Source organism: Streptomyces sp. MBT53, assembly GCF_016654115.1.
In the GTDB taxonomy this organism is placed as follows: Bacteria; Actinomycetota; Actinomycetes; order Streptomycetales; family Streptomycetaceae; genus Streptomyces.
Map to the genome: position 1 here is coordinate 1 of NZ_JAEQAZ010000058.1, position 20,611 is coordinate 20,611.

General features: G+C 70.9%; 17 protein-coding genes. 7 read left to right on the forward strand and 10 right to left on the reverse strand.

The features are described 5' to 3' along the window. Nucleotides 1–190: 190 nt before the first annotated feature. Nucleotides 191–742: a hypothetical protein gene (locus JHN45_RS22255; protein ID WP_200710547.1), complete on the reverse strand. Its 552-nt coding sequence runs from the start codon at nucleotides 740–742 to the stop codon at nucleotides 191–193. A 370-nt stretch (nucleotides 743–1,112) separates the two neighbouring features. Here JHN45_RS22255 and JHN45_RS22260 point away from each other — a divergent pair, with 370 nt between their 5' ends. Further along, nucleotides 1,113–1,550 carry a protease inhibitor gene (locus JHN45_RS22260; protein ID WP_201050202.1) on the forward strand — a complete coding sequence of 146 codons (438 nt, stop codon included), beginning with the start codon at nucleotides 1,113–1,115 and terminating at the stop codon, nucleotides 1,548–1,550. A 135-nt stretch (nucleotides 1,551–1,685) separates the two neighbouring features. Here the strand turns inward: JHN45_RS22260 and JHN45_RS22265 are convergent, their stop codons facing one another. The 3 genes from JHN45_RS22265 to JHN45_RS22275 form a co-directional block, all read right to left on the reverse strand. Beyond that, the gene (locus JHN45_RS22265; RefSeq protein ID WP_200710545.1) at nucleotides 1,686–2,066 is read right to left on the reverse strand and encodes an STAS domain-containing protein; all 381 of its coding nucleotides are present in this window, start codon (nucleotides 2,064–2,066) and stop codon (nucleotides 1,686–1,688) included. 136 nt (nucleotides 2,067–2,202) lie between these two features. Then, nucleotides 2,203–2,709, reverse strand: a complete 507-nt coding sequence (locus JHN45_RS22270) for an isoprenylcysteine carboxylmethyltransferase family protein (protein ID WP_201050204.1) — start codon at nucleotides 2,707–2,709, stop codon at nucleotides 2,203–2,205. 117 nt (nucleotides 2,710–2,826) lie between these two features. Then, a complete protein-coding gene (locus JHN45_RS22275; RefSeq protein ID WP_201050211.1) occupies nucleotides 2,827–4,329 on the reverse strand; it encodes an MFS transporter in 1,503 nt (500 codons plus the stop codon). 124 nt (nucleotides 4,330–4,453) lie between these two features. On the opposite strand from JHN45_RS22275, the gene JHN45_RS22280 reads away from it, so the two are divergent. Beyond that, a complete protein-coding gene (locus JHN45_RS22280; RefSeq protein ID WP_201050213.1) occupies nucleotides 4,454–5,296 on the forward strand; it encodes an alpha/beta fold hydrolase in 843 nt (280 codons plus the stop codon). On the opposite strand, the gene JHN45_RS22285 is transcribed toward JHN45_RS22280, so the two are convergent. Continuing rightward, nucleotides 5,290–5,979: a TetR/AcrR family transcriptional regulator gene (locus tag JHN45_RS22285; RefSeq protein ID WP_201050216.1), complete on the reverse strand. Its 690-nt coding sequence runs from the start codon at nucleotides 5,977–5,979 to the stop codon at nucleotides 5,290–5,292. The genes JHN45_RS22280 and JHN45_RS22285 overlap by 7 nt on opposite strands. A gap of 76 nt (nucleotides 5,980–6,055) precedes the next feature. Here JHN45_RS22285 and JHN45_RS22290 point away from each other — a divergent pair, with 76 nt between their 5' ends. Genes JHN45_RS22290 through JHN45_RS22300 form a run of 3 tightly spaced genes read left to right on the forward strand, consistent with a single transcriptional unit; the run spans nucleotide 6,056 to nucleotide 7,425 of the window. Continuing rightward, complete coding sequence (locus tag JHN45_RS22290) at nucleotides 6,056–6,496, forward strand: VOC family protein (RefSeq protein ID WP_201050224.1); 441 nt, start codon at nucleotides 6,056–6,058, stop codon at nucleotides 6,494–6,496. 50 nt (nucleotides 6,497–6,546) lie between these two features. Continuing rightward, complete coding sequence (locus JHN45_RS22295) at nucleotides 6,547–6,891, forward strand: helix-turn-helix transcriptional regulator (protein WP_200710539.1); 345 nt, start codon at nucleotides 6,547–6,549, stop codon at nucleotides 6,889–6,891. 6 nt (nucleotides 6,892–6,897) lie between these two features. Further along, nucleotides 6,898–7,425, forward strand: coding sequence for an SRPBCC family protein (locus JHN45_RS22300; protein WP_201050226.1), 528 nt, complete (start codon nucleotides 6,898–6,900; stop codon nucleotides 7,423–7,425). Between the two features lie 9 nt (nucleotides 7,426–7,434). Here JHN45_RS22300 and JHN45_RS22305 read toward each other — a convergent pair whose 3' ends face one another. The 4 genes from JHN45_RS22305 to JHN45_RS22320 form a co-directional block, all read right to left on the reverse strand. Then, the gene (locus tag JHN45_RS22305; protein WP_201050233.1) at nucleotides 7,435–10,251 is read right to left on the reverse strand and encodes an NHLP bacteriocin export ABC transporter permease/ATPase subunit; all 2,817 of its coding nucleotides are present in this window, start codon (nucleotides 10,249–10,251) and stop codon (nucleotides 7,435–7,437) included. Between the two features lies 1 nt (nucleotide 10,252). Further along, nucleotides 10,253–12,475: an NHLP family bacteriocin export ABC transporter peptidase/permease/ATPase subunit gene (locus JHN45_RS22310; protein WP_201050235.1), complete on the reverse strand. Its 2,223-nt coding sequence runs from the start codon at nucleotides 12,473–12,475 to the stop codon at nucleotides 10,253–10,255. Continuing rightward, the gene (locus JHN45_RS22315) at nucleotides 12,472–13,278 is read right to left on the reverse strand and encodes an HlyD family efflux transporter periplasmic adaptor subunit (RefSeq protein ID WP_201050237.1); all 807 of its coding nucleotides are present in this window, start codon (nucleotides 13,276–13,278) and stop codon (nucleotides 12,472–12,474) included. Before JHN45_RS22315 ends, JHN45_RS22310 begins: the two co-directional genes overlap by 4 nt. 107 nt (nucleotides 13,279–13,385) lie before the next feature. Beyond that, nucleotides 13,386–13,601: a type A2 lantipeptide gene (locus JHN45_RS22320; protein WP_200710534.1), complete on the reverse strand. Its 216-nt coding sequence runs from the start codon at nucleotides 13,599–13,601 to the stop codon at nucleotides 13,386–13,388. A gap of 761 nt (nucleotides 13,602–14,362) precedes the next feature. Between JHN45_RS22320 and JHN45_RS22325 the strand changes: the two genes are divergently transcribed. Further along, a complete protein-coding gene (locus JHN45_RS22325) occupies nucleotides 14,363–15,754 on the forward strand; it encodes a S1 family peptidase (RefSeq protein WP_201050238.1) in 1,392 nt (463 codons plus the stop codon). 89 nt (nucleotides 15,755–15,843) lie between these two features. On the opposite strand, the gene JHN45_RS22330 is transcribed toward JHN45_RS22325, so the two are convergent. Continuing rightward, a complete protein-coding gene (locus JHN45_RS22330) occupies nucleotides 15,844–17,988 on the reverse strand; it encodes a SpoIIE family protein phosphatase (RefSeq protein WP_201050280.1) in 2,145 nt (714 codons plus the stop codon). 172 nt (nucleotides 17,989–18,160) lie between these two features. On the opposite strand from JHN45_RS22330, the gene JHN45_RS22335 reads away from it, so the two are divergent. Then, nucleotides 18,161–20,602, forward strand: coding sequence for a SpoIIE family protein phosphatase (locus tag JHN45_RS22335; protein ID WP_201050240.1), 2,442 nt, complete (start codon nucleotides 18,161–18,163; stop codon nucleotides 20,600–20,602). Nucleotides 20,603–20,611 lie beyond the last annotated feature (9 nt).

Here is a 20,611-nt window from a genome sequence, read left to right on the forward strand (position 1 = left end):
GCGGTGGAGCGCGGGGTGGCGCGGTGGCGGTGTGGACGGCTGGTCACGCGCGCGGGGTGGGCGGGGTGAGCGGATGCCGTCCTCAGGGTGTCCGCCGACGCTACGGTCGGTCGCGACACCCGCACCAGAGGACGGTTCATCCATCTTTCGTGCCGTGGGTGGAGTAATCGTCCACCCTGGGGCTCTGATGTCACTCGCTGTCGGTCGGGGTGTCCTCCGGCTCGGTGTCGGGGCCCTGGGCGCGGACCCGCTGGACGTGTTCGAGGGAGTCGCGCAGTTCGGCGAGCCAGTCGTCGGTGTGCCGCTGGACGAGGCGGACGCACCAGGCGAGGGCGTCGCTGCGGCTGCGGGCCACGCCGGCGGCGATGAGGGTGTCGAGGACCTGACGCTCGGGCTGGCGCAGCCGGGTCATGACGGGTGCGGAGATGTGCGTGAACAGGGACCGCTCCCCGGCGCACTCCACACCCCACGAGACCTTCCTGCGGAACCGGTGCTCGGCCTCGCGGGCGACCGCGATCCGGGTCTCCCGGGTGCGCTCGCGGAACTCCTGGACGCGGCCCTGGACCGCTGCCTCCTTCTCGGCGTCCGAGATGCCCTCGGCGAGCCGGGGCGCGGGGATGCGGCCGATGACCGTGACCTCCTCGCGGTCGACCGTGACCTCGACCAGCTCCTCGAAGAGGTCGTCGGGCAGGCGGCCGGTGAACCAGCCGCGAAGCTTCTCCTGCTGCTCTGTCGTAATCATGTAATGACGATTACTCGCGAGCAGTGCGAACGCAAGGGGCTGCGGCGGAGTGCGCCGAGAGCTGAAGCGGAATGTTTCGGGACTGTTTCAGGACGATTGGCGAGGGCGGGTAAACCGGCCAACCGGCCCGATTCGGCGCTCGCGAAGCCCATGGTTCCGGGGTTCGCGCGTTCGAATTCTGTGACTTCACGCCACTGATTCAACACGCAAGGTTACTGAAAGCTGTGGGTGGGATGTGTGTTCCGGCGGCGGACTCGGCAGAGTGGCGCCCGCCGGTTCGGCACCGACCGAGCGGGACCGGCACCGCTTCGGACCGATCACGAACTGATCGGTCCGTGATCGGTTCGTATCGAGCGGAAGGATGCACACAATGCGGAACACCGCGCGCTGGGCAGCGACTCTGGGGCTGGCGGCCACCGCCGTCTGCGGCCCCCTCACCGGGACCGCCCTCGCGGCCCACGGCACCGGCCCGTCCGCGCTCTACGCCCCGTCGGCCCTGGTGCTGACCATGGGCCACGGGGACGACGCCGCCCTCGCGACACCGGAGCGCGCAGTGACCCTCACCTGCGCGCCCACCTCCTCCGGCACCCACCCGTCCGCTGCCCGGGCCTGCGCCGAACTGCGCGGAATCGGGGGCGACTTCGACGCCCTGGCGGCCCGGAGCGATGTGCTCTGCAACAAGCTCTACCGTCCCGTCGTCGTCACGGTCGAGGGTGTCTGGCAGGGCAAGCGCGTCTCCTACGAGCGCGTCTTCTCCAACGAGTGCGTGAAGGACTCCTACGGGTACGGAGGTGTCTTCACGTTCTGAGAGACCGGGGTCGCACGGTCTCCGTGAGCATCAGGAAGGGTCCGTAGCTGGGGAGTGCGCACCCCTGTCGCGGAGTACCGCGATCCCGCACCAGGGGTCGGCCGGGCGGTGTGGGGTCGCCCGAGCCGGCCCCTGTCATCGTTGCGGCTTCTCCTCCTGGGAGGGCAGCGCGCGCAGCGGCGGAAAGCGGCCGAGCAGACCCGAGGCGCGCAACAGCCGGTCGATGCGCGGCCCGTCGGAGACGATCCGCAGCCGCCCGCCGCGTTCCCTCGCCCGCCGCTCGGCCCGGCACAGAACGCGCAGCCCCGAACAGTCGAGGAACTCCACGGGCCGCAGATCCACCAGTACGTCGGGCTCCGCGACCGCCGTCGCGGCGTCCAGGTGCTCGACGACCAGGCCGGCGGTCGCCATGTCGATCTCCCCCGAGACCTCGACCACCGTGAAGGGGCCGTACGACCGCGTCAGGGCACAGGAGTTGGCCGCGGGACTGTCGCGTTCGTCCGCTTCCGCTGTCATGGCCGCTCCACCTCGGCACGGGGCGCATTCGGTCTCGGTAGTTACCCCGGAGAAGCCCTGAACATCCATGACACGCCGCCCGCAAGATCTGGTTCACTCGACATGGTGAACTTCGGTCGAAAAGGTTGACTTTCTGTCAGTAGGCGGTCGAGTCGGGGTCCCAAGGCGTCGACCGCGGCCACCATCCAGGCACCGCCTCGCGATAACGGTCGTAGTCGGCACCGAACCTGCGCGCCAGGTCGGGTTCCTCGTACCAGCGCGCGAACGCCCACATCAACAGCCCGGCACAGCCGCCGTAGACGAACAGGACGGGCCGTGCGAGCAGCAGGGCCTGGCCGGCGATCGTCGTGTCGACCGCCACGTACATCGGGTTGCGGACGTAGCGGTACAGACCGCCCACCACCAGCCGCTCCGTCGGCGCGACCGGCGCCGGAGTGCCGAGCCCCTCGGTCACGAACCGCGCGAAGGCCATGAGCAGTACGGCTGTGCCGGCCGCGAGCGGTACGAGGCCCAGCGGCCGCAGCGGTTGCCACCAGTCACCGGCCCGCCACCCGGTCAGCCACCACGGCAGCAGGACGGCCACGGTGCCCGGGGCGAGCGCCAGGAAGAGCGAACTGCCGTATGCGGCCACCGATTTACGCATACCGCCACCATCGCGCCGAGGCGAAGCCGAAGAGAAGGGCCGAAGAGAAGAGGGGCCGCCGTCTCCCTGCGGACGGCGACCCCTCGGTCTGTGCGGCTCACCTTGCGGCGGAACGGATCACATGTGGACGACCGGTGCGGCGTCCGCGTCCTGCTGCGGGACTCCGCGGCGGTAGAGCCCGAGCGCGATCAGCGTGCCCGCGGCGAAGAAGCCCGCCGACCACCAGAACGCGGTGGTGTAGCTCTCGATCGTGGCCTGCGCCTGGACCAGCTTGCTGGTCGCGTCCTTCCCGGCCAGGTAGTCGGTCGCGGCGCTCGCGGCCAGCGTGTTCAGCAGCGCCGTACCGATCGAACCGCCCACCTGCTGCATGGCGTTGACCGTCGCCGAGGCGACACCCGCGTCCTCGGCGGCCACTCCGCCCGTGGCGAGCTGCATCGCCGGCGGCATCACCATGCCGAGGCCCGCGCCGATCACGATCAGCTGCGGCAGGACGTGGGTCGCGTAGGAGGAGCCGACCCCGATGCCGGTCAGCCAGGCCATGCCGACCATGGCGATGGCGAAGCCCAGCGGAATGACGACCTTCGGGCCGAGGCGCGGCACCAGGACCGTGGTGCCCACCTGTGCCATGACCATCAGGGCGCCGATCATCGGCAGGAACGCGACACCGGTCTTGGTGGGGCTGAAGCCCAGGTTCAGCTGGAGGTAGTAGGTGAGGAAGAGGAACACACCGAACATGCCCGCACCGGTGATCAGCACGGCGAGGAACGAGGCGCCCCGGTTGCGGTCCAGCAGGATGCGCAGCGGCAGCAGCGGGTGCTCGGCGCGGTTCTGCCACCAGACGAAGGCCGCCAGCAGGACGACACCCACGATCAGGAAGCCCCAGGTCTGCGGTGAACTCCAGTCGTGCGTCTCGGCGTTGGAGAAGCCGTAGACGAGGGAGAACAGACCACCGGCGACCAGTACCGTGCCCGGCACGTCCAGCTTGGAGCCCGCCGCGTCACGGTGGTTGGAGAGCAGGACCCAGCCGCCCGCGAAGGCGACGAAGGCGATGGCGACGTTGACGTAGAGCGTCCAGCGCCAGTCGAAGGCGTCGGTCAGCACACCGCCGAGCAGCAGGCCCACCGCACCGCCGGCGCCCGCGATGGCGCCGTACACGCTGAAGGCCCGGGCGCGCTCACGGGCGTCCGTGAACGTCGTGTTGAGCAGGGAGAGCGCGGCCGGCGCGAGCAGCGCGCCCGCGACACCCTGGAGGGCACGTGCGGTGACCAGCATGCCGAAGCTGTTGGCGGCACCGCCGAGGGCGGAGGCGCCGGCGAATCCGACGACGCCGATGAGGAAGGCGGTCTTGCGGCCGAAGAGGTCGGCGATCCGGCCGCCGAGCAGCAGCAGGGAAGCGAACGCCAGGGCGTACGCGGTGACGATCCACTGCCGGTTGCCGTCGGAGAAGCCGAGGTCCTTCTGGGCCGACGGCAGGGCGATGTTCACGATGGTGGCGTCGAGGACGACCATCAGCTGAGCCACGGCGACGATCGCGAGGATCCACCACCGCTTCGAGGAGGACGCGGGCTGCGCCTCCGTGACACCCGACTGGGTGCCTTCGGTCAGAGTCTTCTGGGACATCGGGAACCACTCCAGGGAAGTCGTTCGGGGTTTACCAAAACGTAAACGAAACGGTTTCGTACACATCGACAGTAGAGCACTTTCAGCGAAACGGCAACGTTTCGCTGGGGATGGGGATCCAGGCATGCGCAAGGGCAGGTTCGAGGCCGACGGGGCCGGGCTGTACTACGAGGTGCGCGGCAGCGGCCCGGCGCTGTTGATGATCAGCGGGGCCGGGGGAGACGCCGGCTACTACGACGGCGTCGCGGAGATCCTTTCCGACGCATTCATGGTGATCTCCTACGACCGGCGCGGCAACTCGCGCAGCACCGGCCGGACCGGGACGCCGATGGACCTGGCCCTGCAGGCCGCCGACGCCCGCGCGCTCGTCGACGGCCTGGCCGGCGGGCGGGCGCTGGTGTTCGGCAACAGCGGCGGCGCGATCATCGGACTCACGCTGGCCGCACTGCACCCGGAGGTGATGACGGGCCTGATCGCCCATGAACCGCCCGCCGTGAACGTCCTGCCCGACGGCGACCCCGGGCGCGGCTTCTTCGCCGAACTCGCCGCGCTGTACGCGCAGGGCGGGGCACCGGCGGCGGGACGCCGGTTCGCGGAGACCACTCGGGGTGAGGGCACGTACCGCTGGCCCGGCGAGCTCTGGAAGCGGTTCCTGGGAAACCAGGACCACCTCTTCGGCGCGGAGTGGTCGGGCTTCGCCGGTTTCCGGCCCGACGAGACCGCGCTCAAGTCGGCCCCGTTTCCGATCGTGTTGGGCGCGGGAGCGGAGGACCGGGGCACGTACTACGCCCGCCCGTCGATCGAGATCGCCCGCCGGATCGGGGCACCGTGGGCCGAATTCCCCGGCATCCACATGGAGTTCCTGCGCCACCCGGACCGATTCGCGGCGGCGGTACGGGTGTTGGCGACGCAGCTGCACAGCCGCGACGGCGATGTCCCCGAGCGGTGGAAGGGTGTCGCTCAGTGAGAGTCGAGCAGCTCCGCGACCAACACCCGCCGCAGCCAGGCCCGGTAGGCCTCCAGTGTCCAGCCCCGGTGTCTGCGCAGGAGTTGATGCATGTGCGGTGACGCGAGCGCGTAGAGCGTGTCGGCGGCGGTGCGTGCGTCGAGACCCGGGCGCAGGGCCCCACGCTCCTCAAGTGCCGTGGTCAGGGCCAGATGCACGCCGTAGGTCGCCGCGGCTCCGGCGTCCGCCGAGGCCCGCATGTCCGGGTCGGCGCCGGCCGCCTCGACGGTCACCATGATCAAGTCACCGGCGCGCTCCAGCAGTTCGGTGATCTGGTCGACGCTGCGGCCGATCGCGCGCGCAGGGTCGGGCTCGTCGCGGATCTCCAGGGTCTCGGGGCGGTCCGGCACGGCGACCGGCTCCTCGTCGCCGGCGATCGCGACACCCAGGGTGTGCCCGAACAGGGCCGCCTTGGTCGGGAACGCGTCGTACAGCGTGCGCTCGCCGACCCCGGCCAGCGCCGCCACCTCCTTCATGCGCGTGCCCGTGAACCCCTTCTCCGTGAACAGCCGGGAGGCCGCCTCCCGGATGCGGGCGCGGGTCGCCGCGGCCGTCTCGGCGCGCTTGGCCGAGCGGTAGGGCCGCTTCCGGTCGCTGTTCCGGGCGCTCTTCCGGTCATTCTTCTGGTTGACGGGTTCGGGCATGGGGAGGAGTCTAGAAGGAAATCGTCGCAGTCGTACTGCGGTGAAATCAATCAGGGCGATGAGGAGTGTGGGTGCCATGCCGGAGCTCGCCGGAATCCACCACGTGAAGATGCCCGTCACCGACCTCGACCGCTCACGCGAGTGGTACGGCCGCGTCCTCGGCTTCAAGGTCACGCACGAGTTCCCGGACGCGGAGGACGGCGTCGTGCGCGGAGTGGCGGGGGAGGTGCCGGGCCTCGGCGACTCGATGCTCTGCCTGCGGGTCAACTCCCAGGCCGCACAAGGCTGTCAGGGCTTCGACCCGGTCAGCTTCGCGGTCCCGGACCGCGCCGACATCGAGGCCTGGGCGGCCCACCTCGACACCCTCGGCATCCCGCACTCGCCGGTGATCGAGGCCTCGATCGGCTGGCTGCTGGTGTTCAACGACCCCGACGGCCTCGATCTGCATCTGTACAGCTGGGCGGCGCACGGGGTGGATCACGCGGACATCCCCGGTTACGGCCGCCCGGTTTCCTGAAAACCATGCATGCCTTGACCGGCATATAACCACCGAGGCATATTGAAGTCATGTCCGACGCCTCGCTCTGGACCGCCCTCGCCGATCCCCACCGGCGGGCCATCGTCGCCCTGCTCCTGGAGCGGCCCCGGCCCGTCGGCGAGATAGGGGAGGCCTGCGGTCTGAGCCAGCCCAGCACGTCGAAGCATCTGCGGGTGCTGCGGGACGCGGGCCTGGTCCGGGTACGGCAGGACGCGCAGCGCCGCGTCTACGCCCTCGACCCCGCCCCGATCGCCGCACTCGACGCCTGGCTCGCCCCCTACCGCGAGCTGTGGAACCGCAGCCTGGACACGCTGGGCCGGCGCCTCGACGAGACGTCGGACGACACCGACCGGAAACCCGTCCCGAAGGACTGATCCACCATGTCCGTCGATCTCACCGGCACCTATCTCACCCTCGGCGACGGCCGCCCCGCCGTGCGTTTCAGCCGCATCTACGACCAACCCCTGGACCGCGTCTGGCAGTTCGTGACCGACCCCGACGAACTCGCCCAGTGGTTCCCCTCACGCGCCGAGTTCGAGCTGAGCCCCGGCGGCACGGTCACCTTCAGCGGCGACCCGAACATGCCGGAGTCGACCGGCAAGGTCGTCGCCGTCGACCCGCCCCGGCACCTCTCCTTCGAATGGGGCGGCGACGAGCTGCACTTCGACCTGGAGGAGACCGAGGAGAAGCGCACCCGCTTCACCCTCACCAACGTCCTGAGCGCCGAGGACACCGCGTCCCGCAACGGGGCCGGCTGGGAGGTGTGCCTCGGCGCCCTGGACGCGAAGGCTCGTGGCGAGCGCGTCGAGGGACCGCATGCGGGTGCCGGCGCGCCCTGGAAGGCGTTCTACGACGGGTACTTGGCGGCGGGTGTCCCGTCCGGCGCTGCTGTGCCCGGCCTGGACTGACCTGCCCCGTCACGCCATCTGCCGCCGCACCAGCTCGTGCAACCGCCCGCCCGTGTCCGCCAACAGCTGTGCGGGCGGCCCCTGTTGGGCGACCTTGCCGTCCTCCATGACGACGACACGGTCCGCGTCCAGCACCGTCGACAGGCGGTGGGCGATGACGATCCGGGTGGCGTTCAGGGCCTTGGTGCTCTCGATCACCGTGCGCTGGGTCTCGTTGTCGAGGGCGCTGGTCGCCTCGTCGAAGAAGAGGATGCGCGGCCGGCGGATCAACGCCTGCGCGATCATGAGGCGTTGACGCTGGCCGCCCGAGACCGCGCCGCTGCCCGCGACGATGGTGTGCAGGCCCATCGGCATCCGCTTGATGTCCTCGGCGAGTCCCGCCATCTCGGCCGCCGCCATCGCCTCCTCCGGTGTGAACGGCTCGGTGCCGCAGATGACGTCCAGGATCGAACCGGTGAACGGCTGCGCGTGCTGGAGCACCACCCCGCACTGCCGCCGTACCGCCGACTGGTCGAGGGCGCCCAGGTCCTGGCCGTCGTAGAGGACGCTGCCGGAGACCGGCTTGTCGAAGCCGATGAGGAGGCGCAGCAGGGTGGACTTGCCGCAGCCGCTGGGGCCGACGATCGCCACGAACTCGCCCGCGCGCACCTGGAACGACACGTCGTCGAGGACGAGGGGGCCGTCGTCGGCGTAGTGGAAGGACAGGCGGCGGGCCTCGATCGCGCCCGACAGGCGGCCGGGGCGGGTGCTCGCGGTGCGGACCTCCGGGGCCGCGTCCAGGACCGGTCTGATCTCCTCGAACAGCGGCAGCGCGGAGACCACCGAGACGAAGGCGCCGGTGAGTTGGGTGACGGAGGTCAGGACCATCGTCACCGAGGTGTTGAAGGTGAGGAAGGCGGCTGCCGACATCGAACCGCGTGCCGGGCCCGCGAGGAGCATGAACATCAGCAGGGTGCAGACGGGCAGGTACACCGCGCCCAGCACCGTGGTGAGGTTCTTGATCCGCCCGACCTTCTGCTGGAGTTCACGGCTGCGCGCGAACTCGGCGGCCCAGGCCGCGTAGGCGTAGTTCTCGGCCGCCGCGACCCGCAACTTCGGCAGTCCGCGCAGGGTTTGGAACGCCTTGTTGTTCAGCTTGTTGCTGAGCACGACCAACTTGCGCTGCCACCGCACCTGCCACAGGCCGAGGCCCAGGAACACGGCCGCGATCACCACGAGCATGCCGATCGCCGCGAGCGCCATCGAGGGGCTGTACCAGAACAGCAGGCCCAGGTTCATCGCGCCGACCGTCAGCGACTGGGCGACCACGGGCCCGATTCCCGCCAGCAGACGGCGAATCGAGCTGATGCCCATCGCCGCGCTCGCCAGCTCTCCCGTCGAGCGCTCGGTGAAGAACTTCGTCGGCAGCCTCAACAGCCGGTCCCAGACGGCCGGTTGGAGCGTGGCCTCGATCCGGCCCTCCAGCCGGAGCATGGTGAGGTTCTCCAGCAGCATGAAGGCCGCCGCCACCACGCTCGTCACCATCACGGCCAGACAGACCTGCACGATCAGGTCCGTCTGCGCCTTCGGCACGAACTCGCCGAGCACCTTGCCCGTCGCGATGGGCACGAGTGCTCCGATCGCGACCGTCACCAACCCGCTGATCAGCAGGTTGGAGAGGTCGTTGCCGGTGCCCTGCATGCTGAAGCGCAGCAGCCTCAGCGGGCTGAGCCGGCGCTCGGGCAGTGGGCGGTAGAACATCACCGCGCGCGGCTCGAACTCCTCCGCGTTCGCCTTCTCGATCGGCGTCTCACGGCCGGTCGCCGGATGGACGGCGACATAGCCGCCGCGCCGCCACAGCAGCGCGACCGGTGCGCCGGACAGCGCCCGATGGCCCACCAGCGGACCGACGTTGTCCCGCCACCAGCGTCCGTCGAGCCGTACGGCCCGTACCCGGACCCGGGAGGCGAGGGCGATCCGCTCGACCGGATCGAGGCGGTCGCTCTCGCTGCCGCTCTGCGCGGGTTCGGCGAGCGTGATGCCGACCGCCTCGGCGACCAACCTGCAGGCCGCGTACGACGCGTCGGCGTCGGCGGCCGTCGTGCGCCGGGCCGACGACCTGCCGATCGACGCCAGCAGCGTCCGGTCGGCCTGCGCGCGGACCGCCTCACCGGCCTTGATCCCGGCGGCGGTTCGCGTCTCGTGCGTCCGCTCCAGTTGCTCGATCCACTTGTCCAGCGTGGAAAGGAGGCGGTACTGCTGGTCGACCATGCCCTGCCAGACACCGGGGTCCATCAGCAGATCGGCCGCCGCCTCCGCGCCGTACAGCGACCCGTACTGCACGCTGCCCGGCGGGACTTGCATCCAGAAGACGTCGTCGTCGGTGAGCGCGGCGGCCCGTTCGCCGGCCATCGGGGCCTGGAAGAGGATGGAGAGACCGCGGCCCACGCCGAGGGCGAGGGCGTATTCGAGCGGGCTCGAAGTCGGGGGCACGTACTGGGGGTTGCCGTAGTCGTCGTACGACCAGGTCTGGGTGTTCGCGGGCTGGTACAGCTCGCGCAGGTTGATGCGGTGCACCACGCAGTCCCGCAACGGGCGTGCCACCAGGGTGTGTTGGGGGCCGGTGACCGGGCCGAGCAGCAGTGAGCCCGCCTCCAGCCGACCGAGGTGGTGCCAGTGCCCCTGCTGTACGGCGTCCACCGCGAAGAGGTCGATGGCGCCCGACACGACCAGCCACAGCACCTGCGGGCCTTCGAGGTCGAGGCGGTTGAACCCGGTGCAGTCGATCGGCGTACCCAGGGATCCCAGCGCGCCGAGGACCAGGTCGCCTTCCTGAACCGACGTCATCTCAGCGCTCCTTGACCAGCGTGGCGTACGCGCCGCCGACCGCGACCAGGGCCTCGTGCCGCCCGCGTTCCACGATCGTGCCGTGTTCGAGGACGACGATCTCGTCGCTGTCGCGCACGGTGCTCAGCCGGTGCGCGATCACCACGCAGGCGCAGCCGCGCTTGCGCAGGTTGTCCATCACGACCAGTTCGGTCTCCGCGTCCAGGGCGCTCGTCACCTCGTCGAGGACGAGGATGCTGGGCCTGCGGACCAACGCCCGCGCTATCTCCAGGCGTTGGCGCTGACCGCCGGAGAAGTTGCGCCCGTCCTGCTCGACCCGGCTGTGGATGCCGCCGGGCCTGCGCATGACGACGTCGTACAGGGCCGCGTCCCGCAGCGCGTCCGTCACCGCGTCGTCCGGGATGGAGGGGTCCCACAGCGCCACGTTGTCGCGGACCGAGCCCTCGAAGAGGAACACGTCCTGGTCGACGAAGGAGACCGAGGCGGCGAGCGCGCCGCGCGGGATGTCCTCAAGGCGGTGGTCGTCGATGCGGATCACACCCTCCCAAGGCGTGTAGAGACCCGAAATGAGCCTGGACACCGTGGACTTGCCGCTGCCGGAGCCGCCGACCAGTGCCACCTGCTGGCCCGGTCCGACCGTGAGGGAGAAGCCGGTGAGAAGGGGCTTGTCGAGGGGGCTGTAGCCGAAGGTGATGTTCTCCAGCTCCACGTGTCCCTGCAGTCGACGCGTCGAATCGGCGCCGCCCGCACGGGAGTAGAGGGGATCGGCCTGGAAGTTCTCGACGTCCTTGAGGCGGGCCACGTCGGCCGCGAAGTCCTGTATGCGGCCCGCGACGCCGTTGAGCCGGGTGATCGGCGCGGTGAAGCGGGTGACCAGGGCCTGGAAGGCGACCAGCAGACCGACCGAGATGCCGCCCTCCACGGCCCGCAAGCCCCCGATCCACAGGATCAGCGCGCTGTTGAGGGAGGCGAGCGTCGGCGCGACCACACCCAGCCAGGCGCTCGGCACCCCGAGGCGCTGCTGCTCCTCCAGGGTGGTGGCGTGCTGCCCGGCCCACTTGCGGAAGTAGCCGTCCTCGCCGCCGGTCGCCTTCATCGTCTCGATCAACTGGAGCCCGGTGTAGGCGGTGTTGGTCAACCGGGCGCTGTCGGCACGGAGTTTCGCCGTGCGGGTCGCGCGCAGCCGGATGACGACCCGCATCGCCACCACGTTCAGCAGCGCAACGCCTATGCCCACGTAGGTGAGTTGGGGGTCGTAGGTGTAGAGGAGCACCGCGTAGAGGACCACGACCACCGCGTCCACGCCCGCCGCCGACAGGTCGCGGGCCAGGGTCTCGGCGACGGAGTCGTTCGACTGGAGGCGCTGCACCAGGTCGGCCGGGCTGCGCTGGGAGAAGAACGTCACCGGCAGCCGCAGCAGATGGCGCAGGAAGCGGGCGCTGGACAGAGTGGAGGAGATGATGCGGCCGTGCAGCAGGTTCGCCTGTTGCAGCCAGGTCAGCACCAGCGTGAGCAGCACACAGGTCCCCATGGACGCGAACAGCACGCCCAGCAGGGAGGTTTGACCACCTATCAGGAACATGTCGATGTAGGTCCGGCTGAGCGCGGGCATCGCCGCGCCGACCAGGACCAGCAGCAGGCTGGAGAGGACGGCGGCGGGCATCGTGCCCGCGGTGCCGCGCAGCCGGGCGGGCATCGCGCCCAGGACACCGGGCTTGCGCCCGCCCTTCTCGAAACCCTCGCCCGGCTCCATGACCAGGACGACCCCGGTGAAGCTGGAGTCGAAGTCCTCCATGGGCACGAAACGGCGGCCCTTGCCGGGGTCGTTGATGTACACCCCGCGGCGGCCGAGGCGGCGGCCCATGCCGTCGTAGACGACGTAGTGGTTGAACTCCCAGAACAGGACGGCCGGGGAGCGCACTTCGGCGAGGGCGGCGGTGTCCATCTGCATGCCCTTGGCCGTGAGGCCGTAACTGCGGGCCGCCTTCAGCAAGTTGCTGGCGCGGGAGCCGTCGCGGGAGACACCGCAGGCGATGCGCAGTTCCTCCAGCGGGATGTGGCGGCCGTAGAAGCCGAGGACCATCGCGAGGGAGGCGGCGCCGCACTCGACGGCCTCCATCTGGAGGACGGTGGGTGAACGGACCGTCTTCGCACGGCCTTTGGGGACCGGGCGTTTCGGTGGGGCGGAACGGCGCCGGGAACGGGTGTCCTGTGCGGGGCTCACGGCAGCAGCCAATCGAGGGGACGCTGATCGGCCAGCCGGATCGAGGCCGAGGCCATGGTCATGGAGGTGAGGGCGAAGGGCGGTCCGTCGGCGGAGGACCACTTGTAACCGCTCTTCGTGCGGGCCGACTTGTCGAGTTTCACCAGCACGGCCACCGGTCTGCCCTTCTTGGTGAACTGCTCGCCCAGCTGGCTGTCCCCGAGGAACGCGGCGATCTGCTGCGCCGACTCGGCGGACCGGTCCACCGCCTTCACGTGGCCGCGCAGCACGCCGTACGTCTGTGTCGGCACCGAGGAGACGGTCAGGTCGACGGCGGCGTTCGCGGGGATGGTGGCCGCGTTCTCGGCGGGGACGTACACCGTTGCGTAGAGGGGGTCGGAGGCGTGTGCGACCTTCTCCACGGCGGCGACGTTCGCGCCGGTCTGGATGATCTGGCCGATGGTGGCGGCGAGCGCGGTGATCCGTCCCGCGGCGACGGTGCGCACGACGGAGTCGCCGTCGGCCGTACGGACCCGCAGGACAGGGGAGTCGGCCGGCAGCCGCTCGCCCTCCTGGGCGACGACGGCCGTGACCTGGCCCGCGACCGGGCTCTGCAGGATGTAACTGCCCTCCCCGTGTGTGAGGACGGCGGACGCCCCGACCGTGGAGGCCACGGAACCGGTCACCGCCCACACGGAGGCGGCGGCCACGACGACCACCGTCACACAGAGCACGAGCCAGCCCTGTGGACGCGCGAAGCGCACCGGAAGGTCGAGCTCTTCGGCCGACTGGAGCTTGGCGAGGGCCTGTTGGCGGAACTGCACGGGACTTCCCTCACCTGTGGGAGAGATCTTTTACGGCACCGGAGTACGGCACCCCAAGAGTCCCGGAGCCGGGAAACGGCTCCGGGACTCGGTGGAACAAGGCGCGATCAGAGACCGGCGACCAGGCTCGTGACCGGGGCCACGTTCAGGCCGGTGGTGCCCTCGACCGTGCCGATGACCGAGTCGACCAGGCCGGAGACCGGGACAACGCCGTCGACCAGGCCGGTGACGGTGCCGAGGGCGTTCACGGACAGACCACCGGAGACGTTGTCGAGCTCGGCGTCGGAGATCTCGACGGTCTGGACCTGGGGGGTGGAGTTCATGGGGGAACTTCCCTTCATATGGATATTCACAAGGGGGGGGAGCGGCCCCCTCTGGGGACAGACGACGGCCGCGACCGCAGGCGCCGGGCGCCGTTTCCGGAGCCCTGGTGGCTCCTGCGGTGCGACGGATCAAAGCACGCTGCGGACGGGCGCAGCCAATCAAACTCCTGTCCCACCAGGGCACTTGAGCCTCAGGGGGCGCGAACCGTGCAGGTGTGGGCACGAGGTGTCGGCGACTTCTTCACACGCTGCACGGCATCACTCCGCAGGAGGGCTTGCGGAGTCGAAGCGGAATCGGGCACTCCCCACCAAAGGCGTTTCCGGGGGTGTGTGCATGTGCAGATCCGTCGAGTCCGGTGACTTCGTTGGGTACGCGCTGTGCAGATTCCCTGAAGCGGGGATTCCGCTCACCGTTCTCGACGGACCGTCACCGACCGGTTGCGTTCGGTTCCGGTCGGGGAGGGGGTGAACTGGGCGCGTGCGCGCGGCGGTTAGGGCGGCCACCGATTCGATCAAGACATCCGGCCGTTCGGCGGACACCGGACACGGAGGGCCTCTCGCGCCGTGCGCACAGGCCCGCAGCCACCTCGTACCCGTCCCAGGTCAGCGCTTGGACATGGCCGATTCGCGTTTTCGCAAAGGAAGTTGAGAAACGGAATTGAACACCTCACGTGACACGTGCGTATCAACGGGCATCCAGGCGCCCCCATAAGCCGCCACCCCCGGCGGCACAGACCCCGGTCCCCAGGAGGTCGAGAAGTTTGAGTCACAAGCGAATTCCGAAGCGCAAGGCCGCGATAGCTGTCGGCGGTGTCGCTGCACTCGGAGCGGCGGCGATCCTGCTGCCGAACGCCAACGCGTCCCAGGACAACTCGGCAGGCGCCGCCACCCCCAAGACCCTCAAGGCCACCGGCGCCTCGGACCTCTCCTCGCAGATCGCCGGACTGCTCGGCGACGCCTTCGCCGGGTCCTACTACGACAGCGCCACCCAGCAGCTCGTCGTCAACGTGATCTCCGGCGACAACAACAACGTCGTCGTACAGGCCGAGAAGGCCGGCGCCAAGGTGCGCGAGGTGCAGAACAGCACCGCCGAACTCACCGCCGCCGCCAAGGTGTTGAAGACCAAGGCCACCATCCCCGGTACCGCCTGGTCCGTCGACCCGAAGACCAACAAGATCCAGGTCCTCGCCGACAGCACCGTCACGGGCAGCAAGTGGGACACCGTCCTGTCGACCGTCAAGAGCCTCGGTACGAGCATGGCCACGGTCAAGAAGACCGGCGGCTCCTTCAAGACCCTGGTGTCGGGCGGCGACGCCATCTTCGCCCAGACCGACCAGGGCGGCGTCCGCTGCTCCCTCGGCTTCAACGTCACCGCGAGCGATGGCACCCCCGCCTTCCTGACCGCCGGACACTGCGGTGTCGCGGCGAAGCAGTGGTCGGACACGCAGGACGGCCAGCCGATCGCCACGGTCGACCAGGCCGTCTTCCCCGGCAACGACTTCTCCCTGGTGAAGTACGACGACCCGGCCACCCAGACCACGAGCGACGTCAACGTGGGCAACGGCCAGACCGTCCAGATCACCCAGGCCGAGGACGCCACGGTCGGCACCCAGGTCTTCCGGATGGGCTCCACCACCGGTCTGCACGACGGCACGGTCACCGGTCTCGACGCGACGGTCAACTTCCAGAGCGAGACCGACCCCAACGGTGTCGACACCGTCAACGGCCTGATCCAGACGGACGTCTGCGCCGAGGCGGGTGACAGCGGCGGCTCCCTCTTCACCCAGGACGGCGGCGCGGTCGGCCTCACCTCCGGCGGCAGCGGCGACTGCACCAGCGGTGGCGAGACCTTCTTCCAGCCGGTCACCGCCGCGCTCACGGCGACCGGGGCCACCCTCGGCGACGCGGGTGCCGGTGCGGGCGCGGGTGCGGGCGACACCGCCACGGCGGACCCGTCGGCGACCGCGGCCGACCCCTCGGCCACCGACGGCACCGGCGACCAGTCCGGAGCCGTGGACCCGTCCGCGACCGACGGCACGGGCGATCAGTCCGGCGCGGTCGACCCGAACGCGACCGACGGCACCGGTGACGCCACCGGAGACGGCACGGGCACCGGAGCCGACGACGGTTCCTCGCTCACCTCGAACCACTGATCCGACCCCTTCCAGCGTTTCAGGTCGGCGGTGGATCGGTCCGGCCCTCCGGCGGGAGGGCCGGACCGCCCTGCGTGTACGTCAGTCAGTCAGTCGGGGCCCGGCTCCCGGGCCCGCAGAAGAAGCAGCGCCACGTCGTCGATCCGCTCCCGTGCCGAGGCACTGTGCCGCACGAGTTCGTCGGCGATGTCCTCCAGCGGCAAGTCCCCTGCCGCTGCGAGGCGTTGCCCCAGTTCTGCCAGGGCGTCCTCGATGTCGACGCCGGGAGACTCGATGAGCCCGTCGGTGTACAGCGCGAGCACCGAACCGGGCGCGAGATTCACCTCCGTCGTCGGATAGGTCGCGTCGGCGTCGATGCCCAGCAGCGGACCACCGGCCAGGTCGAGGACCCGCACCCGCCCGTCCGGACGGCGCAGCAACGGCGGCGGATGACCGGCCCGCGCCATCACCGCCGTACCGCGCGCGGGATCCAGCCGTAGATACAGACAGCTCGCGAACAGCTCCACGCCCAGGTCGATCAGCAGCCGGTTGGTGCTGCGCATGACCTCCTCCGGGGCCTGACCGACCGTCGTGTAGGCGCGGACGGCCGTCCGGATCTGGCCCATCAGACCGGCCGCTGTCACGTTGTGGCCCTGGACGTCGCCGATCACCGCAGCCGGACCCTCGGTCGTCACCAGGTCGTAGAAGTCGCCGCCGATCTCCATGCCCTGAGTGGCCGGCAGATAGCGGGCGGCGGCCTCGATGCCCGGCAGCGACGGCAGCGAGTGCGGCAGCAGCGCGGCCTGCAGCCCGTGCGCCAGCTGGTGCTTCGCGTCGTAGAGCAGCGCACGCTCCAGCGCCTGCGCGATCAGCCCGCCCAGACTCATCAGCACCGCGCGCTCGTCCGCGGGGAAGACACGCGGCTCGGCATACGCCAGCACACAGGTCCCGACCGGCCGCCCGGACACCACCAGCGGCAGAAACGCCCAGGCCGCGAACCCGTCAGGGGTGGCATGCCGGCTCGGATACAGCCGCTCCAGATCCTGCCGCGAATCGAAGAACGCGGGCACACCGCTGGTCAGCGCGGCCGTCCCCGGCGTCGACTCGGTCAGCGCCATCCCGTCGAAACGCTCCACCACATGCGGATCCGAATAGCCACGGTGCCCCAGCACATGCAGCCGCCCGCCCCGCGAACCGAGCACCACCAGCGCCTGACTGCCCACCGCAGGCGCGACCTCGTCCGCGATCAACTGCACCACGTCCTCCACCCCCACCGCCTCGGTCAGCGCCCCCGCCAGACTCAGCACCTGGGAGATGGACACCAGGCGCGAGGGCCCTTCCCCCGCCCGCGGCGCCGCCCGGCCCAGCTCCGTCACCGCCCGCGCCCGGCTGATCCGCACACTCAGCCCGGTCGTGTTCGGATACATCCGGAACGACAGCCACTCGCCCGGCGGACGCAGCGCCACGAACGACGTCACCTGCTGACTGAGCAGCGCGGCCCGGTAACGGTCCTCGTACACCGGGTCGTTGAGCCAGGGCACCGCCGCCCACAACTGGGTGCCCAGCAGACTGCTCACCGACATCCCGAGCAGCTCCCCGGCCGCCGCGTTCGCGAAGCCCACCCGCCCGTGCAGATCCAGCGAACACAGCCCGTACGGCAGCCGGGCCACCATCCGCGCCGCCTCGACCGTGCCCAGCGTCCCGGCCACACTCGTCGCGGGCCCCGTCGCCAGCAGATCGGGCTCCGCACGCGCCGGGCGGCGCTCCTCCACGGCCCGCTCCAGCCGCACCGCGAGCCGGGCGCAGGCACTGGTCAGCTGCTCGCGGTCCCGGTCGGACAGCACCGGCGGATGCGAACCGGGCCAGGTCACGAACACCGAGCCGTAGACCGTGGACCCGGTTGCCACCGGCACCGCCGCCAGCGCGAAGGGATACGGCAGCACGACCGCGATCCGCGGATAGCGGCGGGCCATGTCCTCCTCGCCGCCGACCCAGATCAGCCGCCGCTCGCGCACCGCCTCGGCGACCGGGATCGGCGCGCTCAGCCCGACCCGCTCCCACGGCGCGGCGAACGCCCGCGGCAGGCCAGCCATCACCGCCATCTCCAGCACCGGTTCGTCGGGCGTCAGCAGATACACCGCGCCCGAGTGCGCGTGGACGGCGTCCATCATCGCGGCCAGCGCGAGCGACAGCATCGGCCGGCCGACCGGTGCCTGCGCCTGCCGGGACAACTGCCCGTCTGACACGCCGACCACCTCCTCGCCCGGCCGTGCCGTTTCGGGGCTCAGGCTCAGGCTCCACCCTGAGCGCCCGACGCGCACGGCGAGCGGCACCGCCACCAAGGCACTGAGGGCCATCCGGCCCCTCATCTCCACGGAACGGTCACAGGGGCTGCGCAGTCGCCGCATAAGCGCTGTAATTGCGGACGTGGTCAGTGAGGGCGCTGAGGGACGCAGAGCGAGAACGCTGCGGGCCGAACTTGCCCTCAAAACGCTCACCACCGACCTCGACTCCCGCGAACGGCTGCGCCGGGTTCTCGAACAGGCCCTCGTCTTCGCCGGTGCGACCTTCGCCGGGGTGTACACGTCCGGCGAGGCCGACCTGCTGTGCCTGGTCGAGTCGGCCGGTGTGCCACGGACCCTGTACGGACTGCGGGACGGCTATCCGGCGGCCGGGGGAGCACCCGTCGCCGAGGCGCGGCGGTCCGGGCACCCGGTGTGGCTCGGTCCCGAGGAGCTGGCCGCCGGTGACGACTCGCGACGGCTGCCGACCGGGGAGTTCCATCTGGCGGCCCTGCCCGTGCGCGGGGACCGGGGCGGCGGCTGTCTGCTCGCGGTGAGCGAGCACCCGGCCGGATTCGACACCGAGGACCGCGCCTGCCTCACGCTGATCGCCGAGGCGGTCGCGATCCCGCTCCCGGACGAGGCCGTGGCGGGCGGGGAACTGCCCGCGGGCTCCTTCGACCTGGCCATGGACACCGGCCGGGTCGAGGTCGGCGGCGACATCCTGACGCTGTTCGGGCTCGGCCCGGGCGACTTCGACGGCAAGGTCGAGACACTCCTCGGACTCACCGTGCCGGAGGATCTGCCCTCGCTGATGTCCGTCGTCGAGGCCGACCACATGGCCATCGGCGACCGCGAGCTGGAGTTCCGGGTCCTGCAGCCCTCGGGCCCGCCGAAGTGGCTGCGGCTGCGCGGCCGGCTCCTGCCCGGCGGCGACGGCCGCCCGGCCCGCCTCGTCGGCACCGTCGGCGACGCCTCCCAACTGCGCTCCGGCGTCAACGACGTGGCCCGCGTCCAGCGCCTCGCCGCCGCCCTCGCCATGGCCGGCACGGTCCGTGACGTCAGCCAGGCCGTGGTCGCCGCCCTGCGCAAACCGCTGCGCGCCGACCGCATCGCGCTCGCCGAACTGGAGGGCGACCGCCTGGTCGTCACCGTCCTCGACCCGCCCGAACCGGAGTCCTGGCCCGAGCTGTGGCGCCAAGAGTGGCGCAGCGAATGGCCCGACGCGCCGGTCCGCACGATGCCCACCCTCGCCGCCGCCCTGCGCGAGGGCCGCGCCGCGATCTGGCCCGCCGGCACCGACCTGGAACCCGCCCTCGCCGAGGTCGGACCGGGCGGCCTCGCCGTACTGCCGCTGTCCGCGGGCGGCCGGGTGTCCGGGGCCTGTCTGATCGGCTGGGACGACCCGCACGTCTTCGGCCCCGACGAACGCGCCCTCCTCACCGCCTCCGCGGGCCTCGCCGGACAGGCCCTGATGCGCGCCCACGCCTTCGACGCCGAACACGAACTCGTCGGCATGCTCCAACGCCAGCTGCTGCCGCGCCGACTGCCGAAACTGCCCGGCGGGGTCGCCGTCGCCCGCTATCTGCCGACCACGGCCGGTCTCGAGGTCGGCGGCGACTGGTACGACGTGATCCCGCTGCCCGACAACCACGTGGCCCTCGTCATCGGCGACGTCCAGGGACACAACGCGGGCGCCGCCACCCTCATGGGCCAGATGCGCACCGCGCTGCGCGCCTACGCCGTCGAGGGACACCCCCCGGACGTCGTCGTCTCGCACGCCAACCGCCTCCTCATCGACCTGGAGACCGACCTCTTCGCCACCTGCTGCTACGTCGACGTCGACATGGAGGAGGGCTCCGCCTGGTACGTGCGGGCCGGTCATCTGCCGCCCGTCCTGCGCCACCCGGACGGCAGCACCGAGATCCCCGAACTGGACGGCGGCCCACCGCTCGGCGTGGTCACCCAGGCCGACTTCCCGATGAGCCCGCTGCGGCTCCAGCCCGGCACCGTCATCGCCCTCACCACCGACGGCCTCGTGGAGTCCAAGGAGGCCGACATCGACGAGGGTCTCGACCGGCTCGCCCACGGCCTCGCCGTCTCCGACCCCGCCCACCTCGGCCTGGTCGCCGACGCCCTGCTCGGCAACGCCCGCCGCGACGACGACGTGGCCCTGCTCCTCATGCGCTACGACGGCCTCGCCACCCGCCCCCGGCGCGAGAACTGGACGGTGTGGCGCGTCCCCGAGGCGGCCCGGCACGCCCGCCGCTTCACCAAGCGCACCCTGCGCGTCTGGGGCGTCACCGACGAGGTCGACACCATCCTCCTCGTCGTCTCCGAGCTGGTCACCAACGCCCTCGTGCACACCGACGGCCCGGTCCGCCTCGACCTCACCCTCGTCAACCACCGGTTCCGCGTCGCCGTCGCCGACTCCTCGCCGCGCACCCCGGTCAAACCGACCAGCATCGGCTGGGAGGCCACCGGCGGCCGCGGGATCCTCCTCGTCGAGGCCGTGTCGGCGGCCTGGGGCACGGTGCCGGTGAGCGGCGGCAAACAGGTGTGGGCCGAGATCGCGCTCGACCGGTAGACGGCCGCA

What these genes read in the sequence shown, in the direction of transcription:
- JHN45_RS22255 (WP_200710547.1), bottom strand. Translation starts at nt 742, where the DNA reads ATGATTACGACAGAGCAGCAGGAGAAGCTTCGCGGCTGGTTCACCGGC.
- JHN45_RS22260 (WP_201050202.1), top strand. Translation starts at nt 1,113, where the DNA reads ATGCGGAACACCGCGCGCTGGGCAGCGACTCTGGGGCTGGCGGCCACC.
- JHN45_RS22265 (WP_200710545.1), bottom strand. Translation starts at nt 2,066, where the DNA reads ATGACAGCGGAAGCGGACGAACGCGACAGTCCCGCGGCCAACTCCTGT.
- JHN45_RS22270 (WP_201050204.1), bottom strand. Translation starts at nt 2,709, where the DNA reads ATGCGTAAATCGGTGGCCGCATACGGCAGTTCGCTCTTCCTGGCGCTC.
- JHN45_RS22275 (WP_201050211.1), bottom strand. Translation starts at nt 4,329, where the DNA reads ATGTCCCAGAAGACTCTGACCGAAGGCACCCAGTCGGGTGTCACGGAG.
- JHN45_RS22280 (WP_201050213.1), top strand. Translation starts at nt 4,454, where the DNA reads ATGCGCAAGGGCAGGTTCGAGGCCGACGGGGCCGGGCTGTACTACGAG.
- JHN45_RS22285 (WP_201050216.1), bottom strand. Translation starts at nt 5,979, where the DNA reads ATGCCCGAACCCGTCAACCAGAAGAATGACCGGAAGAGCGCCCGGAAC.
- JHN45_RS22290 (WP_201050224.1), top strand. Translation starts at nt 6,056, where the DNA reads ATGCCGGAGCTCGCCGGAATCCACCACGTGAAGATGCCCGTCACCGAC.
- JHN45_RS22295 (WP_200710539.1), top strand. Translation starts at nt 6,547, where the DNA reads ATGTCCGACGCCTCGCTCTGGACCGCCCTCGCCGATCCCCACCGGCGG.
- JHN45_RS22300 (WP_201050226.1), top strand. Translation starts at nt 6,898, where the DNA reads ATGTCCGTCGATCTCACCGGCACCTATCTCACCCTCGGCGACGGCCGC.
- JHN45_RS22305 (WP_201050233.1), bottom strand. Translation starts at nt 10,251, where the DNA reads ATGACGTCGGTTCAGGAAGGCGACCTGGTCCTCGGCGCGCTGGGATCC.
- JHN45_RS22320 (WP_200710534.1), bottom strand. Translation starts at nt 13,601, where the DNA reads ATGAACTCCACCCCCCAGGTCCAGACCGTCGAGATCTCCGACGCCGAG.